Source organism: Mesorhizobium sp. CNPSo 4661 (genome assembly GCF_057784215.1).
This window is the reverse complement of record NZ_JBWGIO010000013.1, coordinates 151,202-169,805: the sequence shown is the minus strand read 5'-3', so window position 1 is coordinate 169,805 and position 18,604 is coordinate 151,202. Positions and strand designations below refer to the sequence as shown.

General features: G+C 65.9%; 21 protein-coding genes. 11 read left to right on the top strand and 10 right to left on the bottom strand.

The genetic code is table 11. The features are described from left to right. Nucleotides 1-3 precede the first annotated feature (3 nt). Nucleotides 4-912, bottom strand: a complete 909-nt coding sequence (locus AC0YKC_RS21010) for a LysR family transcriptional regulator (RefSeq protein WP_488512391.1) — start codon at nt 910-912, stop codon at nt 4-6. A gap of 101 nt (nt 913-1,013) precedes the next feature. Between AC0YKC_RS21010 and AC0YKC_RS21005 the strand changes: the two genes are divergently transcribed. Continuing rightward, the gene (locus tag AC0YKC_RS21005) at nt 1,014-2,462 is read left to right on the top strand and encodes an aldehyde dehydrogenase family protein (protein ID WP_488512390.1); all 1,449 of its coding nucleotides are present in this window, start codon (nt 1,014-1,016) and stop codon (nt 2,460-2,462) included. Continuing rightward, nucleotides 2,459-3,457 (top strand): membrane dipeptidase, encoded by a 999-nt coding sequence (locus AC0YKC_RS21000; RefSeq protein ID WP_488512389.1) that lies wholly within the window; start codon nt 2,459-2,461, stop codon nt 3,455-3,457. The genes AC0YKC_RS21005 and AC0YKC_RS21000 overlap by 4 nt, the downstream gene beginning before the upstream one ends. Nucleotides 3,458-3,515: 58 nt before the next feature. On the opposite strand, the gene AC0YKC_RS20995 is transcribed toward AC0YKC_RS21000, so the two are convergent. The 6 genes from AC0YKC_RS20995 to hemC form a co-directional block, all read right to left on the bottom strand. Continuing rightward, complete coding sequence (locus tag AC0YKC_RS20995) at nt 3,516-4,232, bottom strand: glutamine amidotransferase (protein WP_488512388.1); 717 nt, start codon at nt 4,230-4,232, stop codon at nt 3,516-3,518. Nucleotides 4,233-4,250: 18 nt separating this feature from the next. Beyond that, nucleotides 4,251-4,730, bottom strand: a complete 480-nt coding sequence (locus tag AC0YKC_RS20990) for a tellurite resistance TerB family protein (protein ID WP_320297481.1) — start codon at nt 4,728-4,730, stop codon at nt 4,251-4,253. 46 nt (nt 4,731-4,776) lie between these two features. Then, nucleotides 4,777-6,345 (bottom strand): heme biosynthesis HemY N-terminal domain-containing protein, encoded by a 1,569-nt coding sequence (locus tag AC0YKC_RS20985; protein ID WP_488512387.1) that lies wholly within the window; start codon nt 6,343-6,345, stop codon nt 4,777-4,779. 10 nt (nt 6,346-6,355) lie between these two features. Beyond that, nucleotides 6,356-7,819 carry a COG4223 family protein gene (locus tag AC0YKC_RS20980; protein ID WP_488512386.1) on the bottom strand — a complete coding sequence of 488 codons (1,464 nt, stop codon included), beginning with the start codon at nt 7,817-7,819 and terminating at the stop codon, nt 6,356-6,358. Between the two features lie 99 nt (nt 7,820-7,918). Beyond that, nucleotides 7,919-8,632, bottom strand: coding sequence for a uroporphyrinogen-III synthase (locus tag AC0YKC_RS20975; protein ID WP_488512385.1), 714 nt, complete (start codon nt 8,630-8,632; stop codon nt 7,919-7,921). 1 nt (nt 8,633) lies between these two features. Continuing rightward, entirely contained in the window at nt 8,634-9,557 is a 924-nt protein-coding gene (hemC, locus tag AC0YKC_RS20970) for a hydroxymethylbilane synthase (RefSeq protein WP_320297477.1), read from the bottom strand. 211 nt (nt 9,558-9,768) lie between these two features. On the opposite strand from hemC, the gene tsaD reads away from it, so the two are divergent. The 6 genes from tsaD to AC0YKC_RS20940 all read left to right on the top strand — a co-directional run bounded on the left by tsaD (nt 9,769) and on the right by AC0YKC_RS20940 (nt 13,811). Continuing rightward, complete coding sequence (gene tsaD, locus AC0YKC_RS20965) at nt 9,769-10,854, top strand: tRNA (adenosine(37)-N6)-threonylcarbamoyltransferase complex transferase subunit TsaD (RefSeq protein WP_488512441.1); 1,086 nt, start codon at nt 9,769-9,771, stop codon at nt 10,852-10,854. Beyond that, nucleotides 10,851-11,855 carry an NAD(P)H-dependent glycerol-3-phosphate dehydrogenase gene (locus AC0YKC_RS20960; RefSeq protein WP_488512384.1) on the top strand — a complete coding sequence of 335 codons (1,005 nt, stop codon included), beginning with the start codon at nt 10,851-10,853 and terminating at the stop codon, nt 11,853-11,855. Before tsaD ends, AC0YKC_RS20960 begins: the two co-directional genes overlap by 4 nt. A gap of 17 nt (nt 11,856-11,872) precedes the next feature. Beyond that, nucleotides 11,873-12,169, top strand: a complete 297-nt coding sequence (locus AC0YKC_RS20955) for a YciI-like protein (RefSeq protein WP_320297475.1) — start codon at nt 11,873-11,875, stop codon at nt 12,167-12,169. 87 nt (nt 12,170-12,256) lie between these two features. Beyond that, nucleotides 12,257-12,682 (top strand): EVE domain-containing protein, encoded by a 426-nt coding sequence (locus tag AC0YKC_RS20950; protein ID WP_040991460.1) that lies wholly within the window; start codon nt 12,257-12,259, stop codon nt 12,680-12,682. Further along, entirely contained in the window at nt 12,679-13,335 is a 657-nt protein-coding gene (locus AC0YKC_RS20945; RefSeq protein WP_488512383.1) for a class I SAM-dependent methyltransferase, read from the top strand. The genes AC0YKC_RS20950 and AC0YKC_RS20945 overlap by 4 nt, the downstream gene beginning before the upstream one ends. A 50-nt stretch (nt 13,336-13,385) precedes the next feature. Continuing rightward, nucleotides 13,386-13,811: a DUF1761 domain-containing protein gene (locus tag AC0YKC_RS20940; RefSeq protein ID WP_488512382.1), complete on the top strand. Its 426-nt coding sequence runs from the start codon at nt 13,386-13,388 to the stop codon at nt 13,809-13,811. Between the two features lie 206 nt (nt 13,812-14,017). Here the strand turns inward: AC0YKC_RS20940 and gcvA are convergent, their stop codons facing one another. Beyond that, nucleotides 14,018-14,938, bottom strand: a complete 921-nt coding sequence (gcvA, locus tag AC0YKC_RS20935) for a transcriptional regulator GcvA (RefSeq protein ID WP_488512381.1) — start codon at nt 14,936-14,938, stop codon at nt 14,018-14,020. A gap of 131 nt (nt 14,939-15,069) precedes the next feature. Between gcvA and AC0YKC_RS20930 the strand changes: the two genes are divergently transcribed. After that, on the top strand, nt 15,070-15,330 hold the full coding sequence (locus tag AC0YKC_RS20930; RefSeq protein WP_488512380.1) for a hypothetical protein: 261 nt from the start codon (nt 15,070-15,072) through the stop codon (nt 15,328-15,330). A gap of 96 nt (nt 15,331-15,426) precedes the next feature. On the opposite strand, the gene AC0YKC_RS20925 is transcribed toward AC0YKC_RS20930, so the two are convergent. Beyond that, nucleotides 15,427-16,023, bottom strand: coding sequence for a L,D-transpeptidase family protein (locus AC0YKC_RS20925; protein ID WP_488512440.1), 597 nt, complete (start codon nt 16,021-16,023; stop codon nt 15,427-15,429). An 84-nt stretch (nt 16,024-16,107) separates the two neighbouring features. Between AC0YKC_RS20925 and AC0YKC_RS20920 the strand changes: the two genes are divergently transcribed. Together AC0YKC_RS20920 and AC0YKC_RS20915 are read left to right on the top strand one after the other, a co-directional pair. Next, nucleotides 16,108-16,791, top strand: a complete 684-nt coding sequence (locus AC0YKC_RS20920) for a response regulator transcription factor (RefSeq protein WP_320297469.1) — start codon at nt 16,108-16,110, stop codon at nt 16,789-16,791. Nucleotides 16,792-17,047: 256 nt separating this feature from the next. After that, nucleotides 17,048-17,503 (top strand): cyclic nucleotide-binding domain-containing protein, encoded by a 456-nt coding sequence (locus AC0YKC_RS20915; protein ID WP_320297468.1) that lies wholly within the window; start codon nt 17,048-17,050, stop codon nt 17,501-17,503. A 222-nt stretch (nt 17,504-17,725) separates the two neighbouring features. Here the strand turns inward: AC0YKC_RS20915 and xth are convergent, their stop codons facing one another. Beyond that, nucleotides 17,726-18,532 carry an exodeoxyribonuclease III gene (gene xth / locus AC0YKC_RS20910; protein WP_320298872.1) on the bottom strand — a complete coding sequence of 269 codons (807 nt, stop codon included), beginning with the start codon at nt 18,530-18,532 and terminating at the stop codon, nt 17,726-17,728. Nucleotides 18,533-18,604 lie beyond the last annotated feature (72 nt).

Here is an 18,604-nt window from a genome sequence, read left to right as displayed (position 1 = left end):
CAATCATGCCGCCGCATAGCCGAACTCTCTCTCGCCGGCCTGCGCCTGCTGGCGAATGCATTCGATGAAGCGCAGCGACGCCGGCTGCAGATTGCGGCCCTCCTTGGCGATCCAGCCGACGGTCCGGCTCGAACGCGGGTCGGCAAGCGGCACGAAGCGCACGTCGTGGCTGCTCTTCCAGCGGCAGAGCCGCGGCAGGATGGTGACGCCGAGCCTCGCCTCCACCATCGCCAGGTTGGAGCTCACATTGGTCGCGGTGAGTTTCGAGCCGGCGGCAAGCGCCTCGGTCTCGGCAAGCCCGAGTGCCGCGGCCGCGCCATTGCGGATGAAGCTCTCGCCGTCGAGCTGCGCCCATTTCAGCGGACGCTTCGATTTTGCCAGGGGATGATCGGCCGGGCAGACGAAATCGAGCGGCTCGTGGAACAGCGGCTCGAAACTGAGCTGCGGCCGCTTGCTGGCAAGCACGCACAGCCCGACCTCGACCATGCCGTTTTCGACCGCGTCGACGATGGCGCTGGAATCGCTGTCGCGGACGTGGATGTCGAACCGGCTGCCCTCGGCGCGAAGCTGGGCGATGGCGCGCGGCAGCAAGGTCACGGCGACCGAAGGCACGCTGGCCACGTCGCAGCGGCCCTGCCGGTCCGCCGCATAGCTGGTCATGGCCAGGCAGGCGCGGTCGTAATGCGCGATCATGGCGCGCGCCTCGTCGAGCACGATACGGCCGACTGGAGAAAGCGCGCCCTTGCGTTCGCTCTCGAACAGCGGCGCGCCGATGTCGTCTTCCAGCTGCTTCAGGGTCATCGACACCGCCGACGGGGTACGGCCGATCTGATCGGCCGCGGCGCGCACGCCGCCGGTCTCGTAGACCGCGACGAAGCTGCGCATGCCGGTCAGGCTGATCGTTTTCGTCACTGTTAAGCTTGCCTGAACATTTGTGCCAAAAATTGAGCTTGATTGAAGTTCACAGCATTGGTTAGGTCGTTGTCAACCGAATTTGATGCAGGTCGAACCCGATGCTGAACGGTCAGAACTTCGTTGCAGGCGAATGGCGCGACGGCGCCGACTGGGTCGAGGACGTCAATCCGTCGGATGTGACCGACATCGTCGGGCGTTTCGCGCAGGCGCGGCCGTCCGACATCCATGACGCCGTGGCGGCCGCGCAAAACGCGCAACGGGAGTGGGCGGCGGCCGGGCTCGAAGCGAGAGCCGCCGTTCTCGACGCCATCGGCCGCGAATTGATGGCGCGCTCGAAGGAGCTTGGCGAACTGCTGTCGCGCGAGGAGGGCAAGACGCTTCCCGAAGGTGTCGGCGAGGTCTATCGCGCCGGCCAGTTCTTCACCTATTTCGCCGCCGAGGCGCTGCGTAATCTGGGCGCCTCGGCCGATTCCGTCAGAGCCGGCGTGGATGTGCTGATCGAGCGCGAGCCGCTCGGCATCGTCGCGATCATCTCGCCCTGGAATTTCCCCATCGCCACAGCCTCGTGGAAGATCGCGCCGGCGCTGGCTTTCGGCAATGCGGTGGTTTGGAAGCCGGCCAGCGTCACTCCGGCCAGCGCCTGGGCATTGACCGAGATCATCAGCCGGCAACCGATCCCGAAAGGTCTGTTCAACTTGGTCATGGGGTCGGGATCGACGATCGGCCGCGAGCTTGCAGCGAATGCCGACATCCAAGGGCTGAGCTTCACCGGCTCCGGCGCCGTCGGCTCCGGTATCGCGGCGCTGGCCGCAGCGCGCTTCGTGAAGCTGCAGCTCGAAATGGGGTCGAAGAATCCGTTCGTCGTTATGGACGACGCCGACCTCGACCGCGCCGTCGACCTTGCCGTGAACGGCGCCTTCGGCGGCACGGGCCAGAAATGCACGGCGGCTTCCCGCCTGATCGTCCACCGGCCGATCCATGACGCCTTCGTCGAGAAGCTGCTGGCGAAGACCAGGGCGCTGAAGGTCGGCCATGCGCTTGAGGCCGGCGTCCAGATGGGACCGGTCGTCAGCGCCGAGCAACTCTCGGCCAATCTCGATTATATGACGCTCGGCATCAGCGAAGGAGCAGAGCTTGCGACCGGCGGCGAAGCGCTCGATCTCGCGCATCGCGGCCATTACATGGCGCCCGCCGTGTTCCTCAACGGCCACTCGCGCATGCGCATCAACCAGGAGGAGATGTTCGGGCCGATCACCTGCGTCATTCCAGCCGACGATCTCGAGGAGGCGATCCTGCTGGCCAACGACACGCCCTATGGGCTGACGGCCGGTATCGCCACCCGCTCGCTGGCGCGTGCGACGAAATTCCGCCACGCCTCGCGCTCGGGCTGCGTCATGGTCAACCTCGCGACAGCCGGCACCGACTATCATGTGCCGTTCGGCGGCGTTCGCGCCTCGAGCTACGGCCCGCGCGAGCAGGGCCGCGCCGCGGTCGAGTTCTATACCCAGGTCAAGACGTCCTACATCCACGCGGGCGCGCCCGAATGACCAACGCTGCGCCGCAAGTGCTCATCGACGGGCTGCAATACTGCAACTGGTCGCGCGAAATTTTCGAGGAGATGCGCCGGGGCGGGCTGACCGCGGTCCACGCCACGGTCGGCTATCACGAAGGTTTTCGCGAGACGGTGCGCCATCTTGTCGACTGGCGCACTTGGCTTCGCGACAATGAGGACCTGATCCTCCTGGCGCGCGATGCCGGCGACATCGAGCGGGCGCGGGCCACCAACCGGACGGCGATCCTGCTTGGCCTGCAGAACCCGATGCCGATCGAGGACGACATCGGCCTGATCGAGATGCTGTTCGATCTCGGCATCCGCTTCATGCAGCTCACCTACAACAACCAGTCGCTGCTCGGCTGCGGCTGGATGGAACAGGAAGACAGCGGCGTGACGCGGATGGGGCGCGAGGCGATCGCCGAGATGAACCGGCTCGGCATGATCATCGATCTGTCGCATGCCGGCGAGCGGACCGCGCTGGAAACGATCGCGCTGTCGGAGCGCCCGGTGGTCATCAGCCATGCCAATCCGCGCTGGCTGCGCGACAGCAACCGCAATGTTTCGAGGGCCGTCTTGCAAGCGCTGCGCGAAAAGCAGGGATTGCTCGGCCTGTCGCTCTACCCGCTGCACCTTCCGAACGGCTCGGACACGACGCTGGAGCAGTTCGGGCAAATGGCTGCCGAAGCGGCCGGGATCACGGGAGCGGATCATCTCGGCATCGGCTCGGATCTTTGCCAGGACCAGCCCGACAGCGTCGTGCGCTGGATGCGCGAAGGCCGCTGGACCCGCGAGCTCCAGGCGACCGCGAGCTTTCCGCCGCAGCCGTCCTGGTTCAGATCGAACCTCGATTTTCCGAAACTCTCGGCAGGCCTTCTCTCGGCCGGATTCGCCGAGGCCGAAACCACGCTGATCCTCGGCGGCGCCTGGCACCGCTTCCTCAAGGCCAGCCTGCCTTCGGCTCGGGATTCGAAGGCAGCGAGCAGGTAGGCGCGCGGTCAGGCGCAGGCCCGGGTCAAGCCCGGCCGTTCAGGGGTATCGGACTGCCCTACCCCACGACCGGCTTGCCGAAGATCAGTCCCAGAAATTCGCTCAGCCAGCGCTTGAGGTGCATGTCCCAGATCAGCCGGCCGCCCAAGTGGTCGCGGCCTGGCTGCGCGCCGGGCAATTCGAAGCGATGCGCGCCGCGCACCACCCAGCGCTGCATCATCACCCGGGTCAGCTCGCCATGGAACTGGATGCCCCAGGCATTCTCACCGTAACGGAACGCCTGGTTGGGATAGGTCTCCGCCGTGGCCAGCAACGTCGCTTCCTTGGGCAGCGAAAAGCCCTCGCGGTGGAACTGGTAGACCATCTCCGGCCAGTGCAGCAGTTTCTTGCCGGCGTCAGTCGCCTTCAGCGGATACCAGCCGATCTCGACCAGGCCCTCGCCATGGCCCTCGACCCTGCCGCCGAGATGGTTGGCCAGCATCTGCGCGCCGAGGCAGATGCCGAGGAACGGCCGATTCTCCTTCAGCGGGATTTGCAGCCAATCGGTCTCGCGGCGGACGAACTCGTCCTCGTCATTGGCGCTCATCGGTCCGCCGAAGATAACCGCGCCGGCGTGATCATCCAGCGTGCAGGGCAATTCGTCGCCGAGCGGCGGCCGGCGGATGTCGAGATCGAAACCTTCTTCCAGCAGCATATGGCCGACGCGGCCGGGGCTCGAATTCTCCTGATGCAGCACGATCAGGATTTTGGGTCTCGGCCTCGGTCTGGGTGGCATGGAAGGCGAAGGGTCCTGTTATTCGTCGCTCGACTTGCCCCGTGCGCCGGGCACCTCGGCCGCCGCCTTGCGGCGCGCCTCGATGCGGTCGTGACGCTCGACGCCGATCAGTTCGGCGACCCGCCAGACGGTGTTGTCCTCGAGCTCGTCAAGCTCGCCATCGGCATAGACGATTTCCCACATCAGGCCGATGAAGGCCTTGCGCGCCTCGGCATCGAGCTCGCGCTTGAGCACGCTGGTGAAGGCGTAGAGGTCGATTGCCTCATTGTCGGCGCGCTCGCCGGCCGCGGCCAGTGCGTCGAGCTCCTCGCCGCTCACCGAATAGGTCTCGGCCAGGATCTGCTTGAACCGCTCCCATTCAACGTCCTGGCGCACGCCGTCGGCGTTCATCACATGGTAGAGCAGCGCCGAGGCCGCGACGCGCGGATCGTCGGCGCTCGGCCTGGTCTCGCCGCCGGCCGGCAGATCCCTCAGGAAGGACAACACACGCTCGAACATCGACACCTTTTCCCTGCCCACCAAAACCCGGCCCCAGAACACAGCTTTAGAACAAACGAAAGCGGCGCGGCGATTTATCCGCTTCTTCTTCCGGCGCAACGCCTGGATCGTCCGGCAGAGGCGGCAGCTCCGAACCCTGGCCTATGGTTTCCGCCTCACCGACGGTTTCGGCCACCGCCTTATCCTTCTCGCCGCCATTCGCCGATACCGGCTCTTCGACGGGCGCGTCGGCAACGATGTCGATCGCCTTTTCAGCGGGTTCGGCCGGCGGCGCGGCGGTGATTGCCGGCACGGCAACATCCGTGTCGCTGTCGATCAGCTGGCCAAGCCGCTCCATCGGCGCGCGCCAGGTGAAGGCGTCGAGCTTGCCGGTAACCGGCGACACCGGCGCCCAGCGCTCGGAGATGACGCCGTCCGCCACCCAGGCCGGATCGCGCGGCGCGCGCACGGCTTTGGACAGCAGCTGCCGAACCTTGCCCTGGTCGCCGGTCTCGGCTTCCTCGATATCGGCGAGCAGAAGATAGGCGCCCTCGCGGCGATCCATGCGGATCGCGGCCTCCGCTTCGCGCCGCGCGGTGGCGAAATCCTGCGCGTCGAGCGCCGCGCGCGCCACGGCCATGGACGATTCGGCGTGGTTCTTCTTCAGTTCCTGTAGCTTCCTTGCCCGGTTGAGGCGATCGAGCACGGCGTCGCCCGGCCTGGCATGGGTGTAGAGCTCGGCGATGTCGGGATGCGGCTCGGCCTTCCACGCGGCTTCCAGAATCTTGGAGCCCTTGCGCACGTCGTTTTGCCGGATAACCAGATCGGCGGCGATGACCGCCGCCGGCGCGAAATCGGGCGCCAGCTTGTTGGCTTCGAGCGCCGCAGTGCGGGCCGCGTTCGGGTCGCTGTCGACCAGCGCCTGCGCCTTGGCGGTGAGCAGCACGGCGCGGCGGCGGTTGGCCGCGTCGCGCTCGATCTGCCGCGTCGATTTCTGCGCCTCGACCAGCTTCAGCGCGCCGTCCCAGTCGCCGCGTTCGGTCAGCTCCTCGAGCGTCGATTCCGCTGCCCAGGCGAGCTGCGGCGCGACCTCCGCCGCGCGGCCGGCATAGTGGCGCGCGGCATTGCGGTCGCCGAGGCGCTCGGCCTCGAGATAAAGCCCGCGCAGCCCGAGCAGCCGCATCTCCGGATCGTCGAGCATGCGCTCGAATTTCTCGCGCGCGCCCTTGTGATCGCCTTCGAGCAGCGAGGCCTGGGCGTCGAGCAGGTTGATCAGCGGCTCCTGATCGGAGCTGATCAGCTTCACCGCTTCCTTGGTCTTCTTGCGCGCCAGCGCGCCGTCGCCGGCGCCGGCGGCGATCATGCCCGTCGACAGCGCCTGGTAGCCGCGATCGCGGCGGCGCACGCGGAAATAGCGCGAGATCGTATAGGGGCTGTTCCACAGCGACTTGATCAGCCACCAGACGATCATCACCGCCGCGACCACGGCGACGATCGCCACCGCCGCCACCATCAGCGTGACCTGGTACTGGTAGCCGTTGAAGGTGACGAGCATGTCGCCCGGACGGTCGGCCAGCCAGGCAAAGCCCAGTCCCAGGGCGAAGACGACGGCGAGGAAGACGAGGAGGCGGATCATCTTTTCGTCCTCACGCCTTCGTCGCGCCGGCAATCAGCGCTTCGAGCTGCTTCTCGACCTCCAGCCGCGCCTTCAGTTTGCCGGCAAAATCGGCGCCGGCCGCCTTTGCCGCGTCGGGCAGCGTGTCATACTCGCTGAGCGCCTTGGCGTAGTCGCCCTGATTGATCGCCACTTCCATGCGGGCCACGGTTTCCGGCGCGCCCTTGCCTTCGACGGCGCCGACCGGCCGCACCTTGACCAGCGATTCCGCGCTCGACACCAGGCTCTGGAAGAAACCGGCATTCTGGTCGACGGGCTTTGCCGCCTCGATCATGGCATTGGCGGCGGCATCGGCTTCCGAAGCGATGGTGGCGCGGGTCGGCACGCCCTTCTCGGCATAGGAGCGCAGCGCCGCGAGCTCAGGCGCATCCGGCGCGATCGCAGCGAAGGTGTCGAGTTCGGTCGCGAATGGCGCACCGCGGTCGAGCGCCGATTTCAGCGCCGAGGCGGCGATCGCCAGTGCGATCTTGGGCTGCGAGGCCTGCGCCTCGACCTTGCCGGAAAGCTGCGACACGGATTGCTCCAGCGCCGTGACCCGGCCGTCCTCGGCCTTGGCCGCGTCACCGGTCGATTTCACCAATGCGTCGAGCCCGGCGATCTTCTCGTTGAGCGGACCGAGATCGACGGGCGCCGCGTTACCGTTCTTCTGCAGGTCGGCGAGGGTCGTCTCGATCTGGCCGACCTTGTCGCCGAGCGCCTTGAGGGCCGTGCCGTCGCCGCTCTGTCCTGCGGTGGATTTCAGCGCCGCGATATCGGCCTTGACCTGCTCGAGCGCCGAGGAAAGACCGTCGACCTTGGCGGACGCGCCGGTGTCGCCGCTTTCCTTCAGCGCCGCGATTTCGCTCTTCAGCGAAGCGAGCTCGCCATTGACGCCGTCGAGCGATCCGCCGCCCGACCCCGGCGCGCCGAGCAGGCCGACCGACTGCAGCAGGCCGGCGCCGGCAAGCGCGATCACGCCGCCAATGACGCCCGCGGCGATGGCGTTGACGCCGGTCTTGCGCGATGGCTGCAGCACGCGATCCTCACCCCGTGTCTCGCTTGATTTCGTTGCCGAAGCGGCAACGCCGGCAGCGGACGCGTCCTCGAAATTGTACTCGAAGCCCTTGGCCTGGCTCTTCGGGGCATCGGAGCCGCCGGGATACGGCGCCTCCGGCTCGTCCTTGCCGGCCTCGGGCTTGTCGGCCGCTGCCTGCGTGGCGTCGCTATGCTCCCACGGCTCGATATCGGCCTGCTCGGCATGGATCGGCTCTTCCGGCGCCTCCGGCTGCGAAGCGGCGACGGCCTCCTCAGCCTTCGCCTCGTCGGTCTGCGCGGCATTGGCCTCGGCCTTGGCGGCATCCTCGTCGGTGATTCGCGAGACGGCGCCGGGCTCGAGTTCGATGGTCACCGGCTCGCGCCGGGTCTTCGAATGTCGCATCTTCGGCGTCTTGACCATGCTTGGGCTCCGCGAACTGGCTTGGGGATGGTTCAAAGGGTCCAGGGGATGCTCTAGCACATCACCAAGCGGTGAAAAGGGGCGGTGTGATGACGCGGCCTAGCGCGGTTGCGACAAAAGCGCGAGAAGCGCATCCTCATCCGGTTGCAGCGCGATCTGGATCCTGCGCCCAGCGACCCTATCTAACGGCTCGGCGACGCGCGCGGAGAGCATCAAAAATTCCGTTTTTTCAAAAAGATGCTGCAAAGCCGGCCGGGCTATCAGCTTGACCAGCGCGGCGCTGGCCTTGACCGAATAAAGCAGCGCGGCCTCGACCGGATGGTCCGAGAGGCGGCCGACCACGTCGGCATCGCCATAGTCGATCCCGACCGTGTCGTAAGTCTCGATCGCCTGGACATGCGCGCCGGCCGCCGCCAGCCGTTGCTCGAATCCCGGGAAGCGGATGCGGCCGCACAAATACACGATTGCCTTGCCGGCAAGGCCGTCGGCGATGGCGTCGGCCAGCGCCTCGGCATCGCCCGGACCATCCGTGACGGACACAAATCCCGCTGCGCGGCAGGCTTCGGCCGTCCTTTTTCCAACCGCGTGGCAGGGCAGGTTTGCAAGCGCCGCGATCAGCACTTTCGGCGCATGCCGCACCGCATTGGCGCTGGTGACGGCGACCGCGACGGGATCGCCGCCGATGGTCACCTCGGCAGGCAATGCGCTCGTCTCCGTCAGCGGCAGCAGGACGGGCTGAAATCCCAGGGTTTCGAGGCGTCGTGCCGTGCGCGACGCGCCGGGTTCCGGCCTCGTCACCAGGACGCGGACCATGTCAGGCCCAGCCGTCGAAGAATTTAGCACCAGCCCTGGCGCGCACCGTCCGCGCGGCGTCGAGGCCGATCTCGGCAGCGTCCGCGGCCTCGCCTTCCAGCCGGACCTCGTGCGATTCCGTGCCGTCGGGTGAGATGATCAGCCCGGTGAAGGACAGTTTCTCGCCCGATACCGTCGCATGGCCGGCGATCGGCGTGCGGCACGAGCCGTCGAGCGCGGCGAGGAAGGCGCGCTCGCACGCCAATGCCTGGCCCGTCGGCACGTGATGGATCGCCGCCAGCATTCTCTCGACATCGCGATCGCCGATGCGCGTTTCGATGCCGATCGCGCCTTGCCCCGGCGCCGGCGGAAAATCCTCCAATGACATCAGGTCGGTGACGACATGTTCGAGCCCGAGCCGCTTCAGCCCGGCATAGGCGAGGATGGTGCCCTCGGCGACGCCCTCGTCCAGCTTGCGCAGCCTGGTCTGCACATTGCCGCGGAACATCACCACCTCGAAATCCGGCCGCATGCGGCGAAGCAGCGCCTGGCGGCGAAGCGACGACGATCCGACGGTCGCGCCATGCGGCAGGTCGGCGATTCGCTTCACGGTCTTGCCTATGAAGGCGTCGCGGGCGTCCTCGCGCGGCAGGAAGGTGGTAAGCTCCAACCCGCCGGGCAGCACGGTCGGCATATCCTTCGACGAATGCACGGCGATGTCGATGCGGCCGTCGAGCAGCGCTTCCTCGATTTCCTTGGTGAACAGGCCCTTGCCGCCGGCCTCCGACAGCGGCCGGTCCTGGATGCGGTCGCCGCTTGTCGAGATCGGCATCACTTCGAATGCCTGCTCGGGCAGCCCATGCGCCTGCATCAGCCGCGCCCGCGTCTCATGCGCCTGGGCGAGCGCCAGCGGGCTGCCGCGTGTTCCGATTTTCAAAGTTTGCATGGCGCGCGGTCCGTGATAACCCCCGTCGTTGACCGAGGTCTGTCGAAATTCAGGTCAGGCCGAGCCGAAGGTGGTGGCTTCCGAGAACCGGAGCGGAGCGTACTGTAGTACGTGAGCGCCGGAAGCGCAGAAAGCCACCACTTGCGGGCTGGCATCACCTGAATATCGACAGACCTCCGGTGACACAATCTTTATGGACAGCGACCAATTGATCCGCGTTCTGGGCATTGAGACGAGTTGCGACGAGACGGCGGCCAGCGTGGTGGCGCTGGACGGCACCGCTGCGCCCGAAATCCTGTCCAATATCGTGCTCAGCCAGATCGAGGAGCACGCGGCCTTCGGCGGCGTCGTGCCCGAGATCGCCGCGCGCGCCCATGTCGAGGCGCTGGACGGCATCGTCGAGGCAGCACTTGCCGACTCGTCCGTCTCTCTCGACGAGGTCGACGCGATCGCCGCGACGGCGGGGCCGGGCCTGGTCGGCGGGCTGATCGTCGGCCTGATGACCGCCAAGGCGATCGCCGCCGCCGCCGGCAAGCCCCTGATCGCCATCAATCACCTCGAAGGCCACGCGCTGACGGCGCGGCTGACCGACGGTCTCGACTTCCCCTATCTGCTGCTGCTCGTCTCCGGCGGCCACACCCAGATCGTCGCGGTGCGCGGCGTTGGCGACTACCAGCGCTGGGCGACCACCATCGACGATGCGTTGGGCGAAGCCTTCGACAAGACCGCCAAGATGCTCGGCCTGCCCTATCCCGGCGGACCGAATGTCGAGAAGGCCGCCGCCAGCGGCGATCTCCGCCGTTTCGCCTTTCCGCGTCCGATGAAGGGCTCGGCGCAACCGGATTTCTCCTTCTCGGGCCTGAAGACGGCGGTGCGCCAGGCGGCAACCGCCATCGCGCCGCTCAGCGACCAGGACGTCGCCGACATCTGCGCCTCTTTCCAGGCGGCGGTGGCCGACGCGCTGGGCGACCGTGTCGGCCGCGCCCTTGCCCGCTTCCGCCAGGAATTCCCCGGCCAGGCAAAGCCGGCGCTGGTCGTCGCCGGCGGCGTTGCCGCCAACCGCACGATCAAGGTGACGCTTGAAACGCTTTGTTCTGAAGCCGGCTTCGCCTTCATCGCGCCGCCGCAAAAACTCTGCACCGACAACGCGGCGATGATCGCCTGGGCCGGCATCGAGCGGCTGCGCGCCGGCATCGCCGACGAGAACACCGCCGATTTCGTGCCGCGTTCGCGCTGGCCGCTGGACAGCGTTTCGGCACCACTGGTCGGCTCTGGCCGGCGCGGTGCCAAGGCATGACCTCCAAGCGATCCATCGGCAACTGGCGCGTGGCGGTGCTTGGCGGCGGCGCCTGGGGCACGGCGCTGGCGCTTGCCATGCTGCGCGCCGGCCATGATGTCCGGCTCTATGCGCGCGACACCGAAACCGTCGCTGCCGTCGCCCGCGGCGAGAACCCGCGCTATCTGCCCGGCATCAGGATCGCGCCCGGCATCGCGGCCACCAGCGATATGGCTGCCGCCCTCGACGGCGCCGACTGCGTGCTTGCGGTCACGCCGGCGCAGTCGCTGCGCGCGGTGCTGGCTGCCGCCGCCGGCCACGTGCCGAAGGGCGTGCCGCTTGTGCTTTGCGCCAAAGGCATCGAGCGCGATACCGGCGCGCTGCTCTCGGCGATCGTCGCGGAAAGCCTGCCGGGCAATCCGGTCGCAGCGCTGTCCGGTCCGAGCTTCGCCAGCGACGTCGCGCGCGGCCTGCCGACGGCCGTGGTGGTCGCTGCCCGCGATGGCGATCTGGCGGCAGAGCTCGCCGCCCGCTTTTCGGCGGAAAACCTGCGCTGCTATTCCAGCGACGACCTGATCGGCGTCGAAATCGGTGGCGCGCTGAAGAACGTCTTTGCCATCGCCGCCGGTGCCGTCACCGGCGCCGGGCTTGGCGCCAGCGCCCAGGCCGCCATGGTGACGCGTGGCTTCGTCGAATTGCGCCGCATCGGCGCCGCCTTCGGCGCCAGGCCGGAGACGCTGATGGGGCTTTCAGGCCTCGGCGACCTCTTGCTCACCTGTTCGTCAGCGCAGTCCCGCAACTTCGCCTACGGCCTGGCGCTCGGCCAGGGCAAGCCGCTTGCCGGCCTGCCTCTGGCCGAAGGCGTGCCGACGGCGGGCATTGCCGCCCGCATCGCCGCCGAGCGCGGCATCGAAGCGCCGATCATTTCCGCCGTCGCTGCCATCCTCGACGGCAAGGTGACCATCGGCCAGGCCGTGACCGCGCTGATGACACGCCCGCTCAAGACCGAAACCGACATCTGAACCCTCGGAGTGAAAAAATGCTGTTTGCGTTGATTTGCAAGGACAAGCCCGGCAGCCTGCAGCTGCGCGTCGACACGCGGCCGGCGCATGCGGCGTTCCTGGAAGGTCTGATCGGCGAAGGCAGGCTTGCCTTTGCCGGTCCCTTCCTCGACGCCGACGGCAAGCCGGACGGCAGCCTGGTGATGATCGAGGCGCCCGACATGGCTGGCGCCCAAGCCCTGGCTGCCGCCGATCCTTATGCCAAAGCCGGCCTGTTCGAAAGCGTCCAGATCCGTCCGTGGAACTGGGTGTTCCAGAAGCCCGCCGGCGCATGATCGTTCGCTGCTCTCGCCGCGGCAAGGGCGAGAGGGTAAGCATAGATGGGAACGCCATGCGTGGCGGCAAGCGATGGGACAAGAGATATGAACTACTGGCTGTTCAAGTCCGAACCTTCGGTCTTTTCCTTCGAGGCGCTGAAGGCCAAGGGCAAGGCCGGCACGCAATGGGACGGCGTGCGCAACTATGCCGCCCGCAACAACATGAAAGCGATGCAGATCGGCGATCTCGGCTTCTTCTATCACTCCAATGAGGGGCTCGACATCGTCGGTATCGCCGAGGTCTGCGCGCTAGCGCACCCCGACACCACCACCGACGATCCGCGCTGGGAATGCGTCGACATCCGCGCCTTCAAGGACGTGCCGAAGCCGGTGACGCTTGAACAGGTCAAGGCCAATCCCAAGCTCGCCGAGATGGCGCTGGTCCGGCTTGGCCGGCTTTCCGTGCAGCCGGTGACGCCGGCCGAGTGGAAAGAGGTCTGCCGCATGGCCGAGCTCAACCCGGCACCGTGACGAAGCTCACGCCGAAGAGCGCGAAAAAGTTCATCCTCGACAACACGGCGCTAATGGCGCCGCCGCATGTGCCGGAAGTCATTTTGCATCTCGCCGACGAGGCGCATGAATTGTGGCTGCGCACCGAGGAGGAGCTGGCCGCAATTGGCTTGCCCCCGCCCTTCTGGGCTTTTGCCTGGGCCGGCGGCCAGGGTCTCGCCCGGTATGTGCTCGACCATCCCGAAACCGTGCGCGGCAGGCGCGTGCTCGATTTCGCCTCCGGTTCAGGCCTCGTCGCCATCGCCGCAATGAAAGCCGGCGCGAAGCAGGTGATCGCCGCCGACATCGACCCGTTCTGCGAGACGGCGATCGCGCTCAACCTCGAAGCCAATGCCGTCGAAGGGCAATTCCTCGGCGCGGATTGCGTCGGCTCCGACGACGGCTGGGACGTCGTGCTTGCCGGCGACGTCTTCTACGACAAGGCTTTCGCCGACAGCTTGCTGCCCTGGTTCGCCAGCCTGCGGGCGCGCGGCGCCGAGATCCTCGTCGGCGATCCGGGCCGAGCCTACCTTCCCAGGACCGGGCTGGAATCGCTCGCCGTCTACCAGGTTCCGGTGACGCGCGTGCTGGAGGATGCCGAGGTCAAGCGCACGACCGTCTGGCGCCTTGCTTGACGGGATGAGCGAACAAGCGTTCCATCGCATTTCGATCTGGAGGGGAAAGCATGGATTTTTCGGTCGTGAACTGGCTGGCGGTGGTCGCCGCCGCTGTCGTCGCATGGTTGTTCGGTGCCGCCTGGTACATGGGCTTGAGCAAGCCCTGGCTGAAGGCGGCCAAGCTCGACCCGGCCACCATGAAACGCTCGGCCGTTCCGTTCGTCGTCAGCTTCGTCGCCGAGCTGATCATGGCGCTTGTCCTGACACTGGTGGTGGGTGCGATAACCGGCGGCGAGCCGAACCCGATCGCGGGATTGCTGTTCGGCTTCGTGCTCTGGCTCGGCTTCATCGCCACCACGCTCACCGTCAACCATCGCTATGAAGGCTTCGGCTGGGCCCTGACGCTGATCGATGCCGGTCACTGGCTGGGCGTGATGCTGATCATCGGCGCCGTCATCGGCTGGTTTGGCGCGCCCGCCGCGCCCGCAGCTTGAGGCGGGTTGAGATTCAGGTCAGGCCGAGCCGAAAATGGCGGTTTCTGAGAACCGGCCTACGCCGGCCGTAGCCTTCATGGAGCGGAGACCCTTATGAGGGCTTCGGCCGGCGAAGGCCGGAGCGGAGCGTACTTAAAGTACGTGAGCACCGGAAGCGCAGGAAACCGACTTTTGCAGGCCGGCCTCACCTGAATATCGACGCGCCTTCACGTCGGCGTCCTTGCCGCTTCCTCGGTAAGCCATTCGCGGAAAGCGACGACGCGCGCGTCGTCCTTCACGGCCTCGGGATAGACCAGGAAATAGGCAAAGTCGGGCGCCACCTTGATGCCGAGCTCGAAAGGCTGCACCAGCCGTCCTTGCGAGAGGTCGCTGGCGACCATGGCGAAATCGGCCAGCGCCACCGCGTTGCCGTCGAGCGCCGCCTGCGTGGCGTCGGTCGAGGACCTGAACACCAGCGTGCGGCTGTCGTCGAAATCGTCGACGCCGGCCGCCTGCATCCACATACGCCAGTTCGGCCATGTCACGCCCTGCCGCGACCATTCGATGTGAGCGAGCGTATGGTTGAAGAGATCGCGTGGCTCCTTCAGCGGCGGACCTGACGCCAGCAGCGCCGGGCTGCAGACCGGGATGATGATGTTCTCGAACAGTCGGTGCGCGGCGAGCCCCGGATATCTGCCGGTGCCGAAGCGGATGCCAATATCGACGTCGTCGAGGTCGAAATCCCGGACATCGTAGGTGATGTCGAAGCGCAGCTCGATGCCCGGCTTCTGCTGGCGGAAGTCGTCGACCCGCCGCATCAGCCATTTCGTCGCGAACTGCGCGTCGAGCGTCACCTTCAGCAGTGCCGTGCCGCGCGTCATCTTGCGGGCGCGGCTGACGGCGCGGTTGAGCAGGTCTAGCGCATCGACCGAAGCCTCCAGCAACACGTTGCCCGCTTCGGTCAGCCGGATGGTGCGGCTGGTGCGCGTGAACAGCACCAGATCGAGCTGGTCCTCGATTTCCTTGATCTGATGGCTGACCGCCGCCGGGGTCAGGCCGAGCTCGTCGGCGGCGCGGGTGAAGTTGAGATGCCTGGCGGCCGCTTCGAACGTCCGCAGCGCGCGCGTCCCGGGCAGCAGCCTGGCCATGCGATCTCCAAATAAAACTTGATGATCAGAAAAGAACTACTCGTTTCTCGTTTGGTTTTCAATCCGGCATGATGGCCTCATCGAAACACCATCAAACCGGATTTGATATCCGGAGAAACACGGATAGAGCCATGTCTGATATCGCCCTGAAGCCCTGCACCCCTTTGGAATCCACTTCCAGCCTCACCCTTTGGCTGCGTTCGGCACGCGATTGGCTGCGCCAGGCTCGCGTCGCCGCCCGGCTCCCCCAGGAGTCGGTCGAAGACCTCTCCGACAACCAGCTGCGCGACATCGGCGCCGGGCGCCGCGACATCTCGAAGACGATGGACCGGGAGCTTCGCGAGATCGGGCTGCTCGGCACGGGTTGGCAGAAACCGGGAAAGAGGCAGTAGGGATTAGGCAGTAGGCAATAGGGACTAGGCAGTAGGGCAGGCGGACGCATCCCCCTACTCCCTACTCCCTACTCCCTACTCCCTACTCCCTACTGCCTATCTAACCACCCTCACCACCGTCCTATCCGACAGCAACGGAAGCAGCCTCGCCATGGTACGCGCCGTCACCGCCACACAGCCTTGGGTCGGGGTGAAGTCCGGCCGGGCCAGATGGAAGAAGATCGCGCTGCCGCGCCCGCGCCGGCGCGGCGCGATGTTCCAGTCGAGCACCAGGCAGACATCGTAGAGCCGGTCGTCGCGCTTCATCCGCTCATGACTCGCGCCATAAGGGATCTTCACTGGGCGATTGTAGTTGCGGTCGTCCGGCACCTCGCACCAGCCGAGATCCGGACCGACCGGCGCCATCGGCACCTTTGTCCTGCGCCCGCCCGGAAAATGATCGCCCCGAAAATAGCCTGACAGGATGCGCATCGACGCCAGCGGCGTCGCGCCATCCCCTTCATGCTTGTTGGCAGTGATGCCGCTGCGCCCCAGGGCGCAGGGAAACACCGTTTTGCCGGCTTGCAGGAAGCCCTGCGCGGGGTTGCCGGGCCGGGCGCGCACGACCAAAACCCTCAGGCCTTTCGGCAAAAATGCGCCCGCCTCATTGCGCGCGCGTTTTTTCTTGTATGATTGTGTCACGGAACAAATCACTGTGATCGGCTGTTGCGCCGGTGAGCTTCCGCATAAATGGGGGGAGGTCAACTGAATATTCTTTTTAAAACAACGGATTGATCCATGACATCACGCACCATCCTGATCGTCGATGACGACGACGACCTGCGCGCCACCCTGGTTGAGCAACTGGCGCTCTACGAAGAATTCGACGTCCAGCAGGAATCGACCGCCGCAAAAGGCGTTGCCACGGCGCGCGGCGGCGTCGTCGACCTGCTCATCATGGATGTCGGCCTGCCCGACATGGATGGCCGCGAGGCGGTGAAAATCCTGCGCAAGGGCGGCTACAAGGCGCCGATCATCATGCTGACCGGCCATGACACCGATTCCGACACGATTCTGGGTCTCGAGGCCGGCGCCAACGATTATGTGACCAAGCCTTTCCGCTTCGCCGTGCTGCTCGCGCGCATCCGCGCCCAGCTTCGCCAGCACGAGCAGAGCGAGGACGCCACCTTCTCCGTCGGCCCCTATACGTTCAAGCCGAGCCAGAAGCTGCTCATCGATCCGCGCGGCGCCAAGGTGCGGCTGACCGAGAAGGAAGCCTCGATCATCAAGTATCTCTACCGCGCCGACCAGAAGGTGGTGACGCGCGACGTGCTGCTGGAAGAGGTCTGGGGCTACAATTCCGGCGTCACCACGCACACGCTGGAGACCCATGTCTACCGGTTGCGCCAGAAGATCGAGCGTGATCCTTCCAATGCCGAAATTCTTGTGACAGAAAGCGGCGGCTACAAGCTGGTTCCTTAAACATTTCATGATCTAGAGCAATTCCAGGAAAAGTGTGAGGCGGTTTTCCGTCCGGAATTGCGTCAGAACCAACAGAATGAGCGGTCGGGGCGGGACCGCTTCGGGTACGATCCTGATACTGGAGGGTGATGGATCGGCTCGATGGATGCCTCGCACGGTGTGCAGGCTGTTAGTGTTGGAGCGTTTCTCGCGCGTCCTTTTAGAACGCGCCGCTCCAAAGGAGGGACTGGACTGACCGCTCGGGGACACAGCTAGGATGGCGCTGGATGACGACATCCAAATCCTGTCCAGCGTGAAGCTTTTCCAGGGCTTCACGCAGGAACAGCTGCGCCTGCTCGCCTTCGGCGCCGAGACCACGGTGCTCCAGGCCGACCATAAGCTCTACCGCGAGGACGACGTCGCTGACTCTGCCTACATTGTAGTCAGCGGCTTGATCGCACTCTATCGGGAGCTGGGCGGTGAACGCGTCCCGATCGGTACGGCAGGCCCGGGCACCATGCTGAGCGAACTGGCGCTGATCGCCGACACCAACCGGCTGACCAGCGCCTCCGCCGCGGTCGATTCGGAAGTGATCCGATTGAGCCGCAAGATGTTCCACCGAATCCTGGAAGAATATCCGGAGATCGCTGTGCTGCTGCATGAGCGCATCCTGGAGGAGTTCCAGCAGATGATCGCCCGCATTGAGAAACTGGCGCCGCGATTTACGGGTTAAAGCATGTCTCCCGAAAGTGGGCCCGGTTTCGGGACAAAGACATGCTTAAAATCAAAAACTTAAAGCAGGTCGCGTGAATTCTTTTTCACGCGACCTGCTTTAGGCCTGGCGAAACAGCGCAGGAGCGACTTCGTCATTCTAGCGCGGAGCAAGGAGCGAAGCGACGCGCGCAGACCCTAGAATGACGACCGCAAAGGCAGACGCCCATCCGCCACCACTCGCCTAATCCAAATCGAACCGCGCAATAACCGGCACATGGTCGGACGGCTTCTCCCAGCCGCGCGCCGCCTGCAGGATCTCGTAGCCGGCGAAATTCGGCACCAGGTTGGCGGACGACCAGACATGGTCGAGGCGGCGGCCGCGGTTGGATGCCTCCCAGTCCTTCGCGCGATAGCTCCACCAGGTGTAGAGTTTCTGTTCTGCAGGCACGTTGAGCCGCATCAGGTCGACCCAGCCGCCGGCCTCGCGCATCGCCTCGAAATTTGTCGTCTCGACCGGCGTATGGCTGACGACGTTGAGCAACTGCTTGTGCGACCAGACGTCATGCTCCTGCGGCGCGATGTTCAGGTCGCCGACCAGGATCGACGCGGATAGCTCGTCCTGGCTCGCCGGCATGCCGTTCATCTCATGGACGAAATCGAGCTTGTGCCGGAATTTGCGGTTGATCTCCGGATCCGGCTCGTCGCCGCCGGCCGGCACGTAGAAATTGTGCACCAGCACCGACTTGCCGCCCGCCTGGACCCTGACAGACAGATGCCGGCTGTCGTCGATCTCGCAGAACCGCCGCTTCTCCACCAGCTCGATCGGCCGGCGGGCGACGGTGGCGACGCCGTGATAACCCTTCTGGCCGTGGAACAGGATGTGCTCGTAGCCCGCCTTGCGGAAGGCTTTTTCCGGGAACAGCTCGTCGGGAACCTTGGTCTCCTGCAGGCACAGCACATCGGGCGCGTGCTCCTTCAGGAGCCGCTCGACGATCGGCATGCGCAGGCGCACGGAGTTGATGTTCCAGGTGGCGATGGTGAAGGGCATGCGGCGAGGTCCGGGACGGCTGAGCTCGCCGCACTAGTGCCAGTGAGCGCGGACGAAGACAAGCCGAAGCAT